The 2,910-nt window shown below is 39.6% G+C and carries 3 protein-coding genes; all 3 read left to right on the top strand.

Features of this window, described 5'->3' with window-relative positions; all coding sequences use genetic code 11:
- The coding region (gene cimA / locus VMW81_09970; GenBank protein HUU51265.1) for a citramalate synthase at window positions 1-1,567 on the top strand (1,567 nt) is incomplete at its 5' end.
- Window positions 1,564-2,136, top strand: a complete 573-nt coding sequence (locus VMW81_09975) for a helix-hairpin-helix domain-containing protein (GenBank protein HUU51266.1) — start codon at window positions 1,564-1,566, stop codon at window positions 2,134-2,136. The genes cimA and VMW81_09975, both read left to right, overlap by 4 nt.
- Window positions 2,137-2,166: 30 nt before the next feature.
- On the top strand, window positions 2,167-2,877 hold the full coding sequence (locus tag VMW81_09980) for a tetratricopeptide repeat protein (protein ID HUU51267.1): 711 nt from the start codon (window positions 2,167-2,169) through the stop codon (window positions 2,875-2,877).
- Window positions 2,878-2,910: the final 33 nt, after the last annotated feature.

The raw sequence follows: 2,910 nt of genomic DNA on the forward strand, positions 1-2,910 counted from the left end.
TACCACTCTGCGTGATGGAAGCCAGGCAGAAGATATCTCATTTTCTGTAGAAGATAAAATAAGGATTGCCCAGAGACTGGATGACCTTGGAATTCATTACGTAGAGGGCGGTTGGCCCGGTTCAAATCCCAGAGACCAGCAGTTTTTTAAAGAAGCCATCCATTACCATTTTAAGAAAGCAAAGATAGTTTCGTTCGGGAGCACAGCACGGCCAGGAACTCTGCCTGAAAAGGATCACAACCTCAGGTCTTTGATCAGCTCAAAAACACCCGCAGTCACTATTTTCGGAAAGGCCTGGGATATCCATGTGAGAGAAGCCCTGCGCATAGACCTGAGTGAAAATCTCCATCTCATTTCTCAATCTCTTGAGTTCATGAAGAATCACTTTTCTGAGGTTATGTTTGATGCTGAACACTTTTTTGATGGATATAAAGCCAATTACCAGTATGCGCTTGAAGTCCTGAAGAGGGCTCAGAATGCCGGTGTTGACAGCATCATACTCTGCGATACCAACGGGGGTACTCTCTGCCATGAACTGCAGGAGATCATCAAAGACGTAAAAAAACATATTCATGTCCCTCTTGGCATCCATACCCACAATGACAGTGACCTTGCTGTGGCTAATACCATTCTTGCAGTACAACTCGGCATTACCCAGGTACAGGGTACGATAAACGGTCTGGGGGAACGGTGTGGGAATGCCAACCTCTGTTCAATAATACCAGATCTGAAACTCAAGCTGAACATTGATTGCATACCTGCTGATAATTTAACAAAACTCTGTGATGCCTCCCGATTCGTTTACGAGCTTGCTAACATGCAGCCCTTGCGGCATCAACCTTTTGTCGGGAGTAGTGCTTTTGCTCACAAGGCAGGAGTACACGTGAGCGCAATCAAAAGAAAACCTGAAACATACGAACATATAAAACCCGAGCAGGTTGGCAATATTCAGAGAGTTCTCATATCGGACCTCGCAGGAAAGAGCAATATCCTTTATAAAGCTAAGGAATTCAACATTGACATATCCTCCAAAGACCCTGAGGTCCAGGAAATCCTGGACAATCTGAAGGAAATGGAAAATAAAGGATATCAATTTGAAGGGGCTGAAGCCTCCTTTGAGATTCTTATGAATGAAGCGCTGGGTAAAAAAAGGAAATATTTTAATCTGGTCGGTTTCCGCGTTATAAACGAAAAGAGGATGGATGAACAGCCGCTTTGCGAGGCTACGATCATGGTTGATGTTGGAGGAGAGGCAGAACATACTGCAGCTCTTGGTAACGGCCCTGTAAATGCCCTCGATAACGCGCTCAGGAAGGCACTGGAAAAATTCTATCCTCAGATCAAAGAGACTGAATTAATCGACTATAAAGTGAGGGTTTTAGACAGCGGTCAGGGTACCGCATCAAAAGTGCGGGTACTCATTGAAACAGGGGATAAGAAGGATAAATGGGGCACTGTGGGAGTTTCTGAGAATATTATAGAAGCGAGCTGGCAGGCATTAGTCGACAGTATCAGCTACAAATTATATAAGGATGAAAAGAAAAAGATAACGGCTAATACTTTATGAAAATCTCATCTTATTCTCATGAACAGTCCTTGATTATTTCACTGATTGTAATGCTGGTATTTATTTTTGCTGTGTATCATAATCCTTTTAAATATCAACAATATGTAGCACATTCCTTAAACTTAAATGTAATGTATGAAATCGAGGGTAACGTAAAGAATCCAGGTTTCTATTCTTATGACAAATGTATTTCGATATCAGATGCACTGGAAAGGGCAGGGTGGAATAAGAAAAATAGTGTTTTATTTCCCCGGGGATTGCTCCTTACCCTTGTATGCAATGGCAGCAAGATAATAGTAAATAGTGCTGCCAAAATTGGGTTATTAGAGCCGGAGAAGTTTATTCTCTTCTTTATCCCATTTGATCTCAATCGTGTGACTGAAAATCAGTTAAATGCTATTCCTGGGATCGGTGAGAAAATCTCCCAAAATATTGTTCAGTATCGGGAAAGTACAGGCATTTTTAAATCTTTAGATGAGATAAAAAATGTCAATGGTATTGGGGATGCGTTATACGGCAAAATAAAGAATTATTTTTATCTAAATGAGAAGGTTGCAGATAACGGGTAATAGATATTGACTATCATAGGGGGATACTGAATGGGCGCCAAAAAAAGGGTACAGAAAAAGAGTTTCGTTAAAAAAGATGTTGAAGAAATTGTTCCGTTCGGCAAGAAAGTTATAAATTTCTTCTCCAGCAATCTGAAGGAAAGCCTTGCTTTTCTCAGTATTCTTTTATTGATCTCCCTTTCTTTTTATTTATGGAATTTATACAGCTCAAGCCAGGAAAAGAAGGCTCGCGTCATGTTTAATGAGGCATTTAAATATTATTCTCTTTCAGTTGATAAAGGGAACCCCGGTGACTACCAGATGTCTTTAACAAAGTTTAATGATCTTGTGAGCAAATATCCAAGAACCTCTGTTGGCAGAAAATCCCTCTTTTATCTGGGCAACTGCTATTTCTGGATGAAAGATTTTATTAATGCAGAAAAGTATTACAGGCTTTTTCTTGACAATTCTTCCAAAAAAGAAATGGTGTTAAGAAAATTTGCCTATGAGGGATTAGGATATGCATCAGAGCAGGGTGGCAAATATGAGCAGGCATTAAATTTTTTTAAAAAAGTCTCAGAAGAAGACGGTAGTAATAACCCTGATGATTCAGTATTGATAAACCTTGCCCGTGTATATGAAGAATTAAACCAAAACGATAAGGCAATTGAAATGTATCAGAAGATTATAAAGGACTATCCTCAGTCGCAAAATGTAGCAATTGCAAAGGATAAGATATCTACATTAAAAATCCGTCATTAAATAGTATGTCTGATAAGATATATTATGTAAACT

This window comes from Nitrospinota bacterium, assembly GCA_035528715.1.
Taxonomy (GTDB): Bacteria; JADFOP01; JADFOP01; order DATKYB01; family DATKYB01; genus DATKYB01.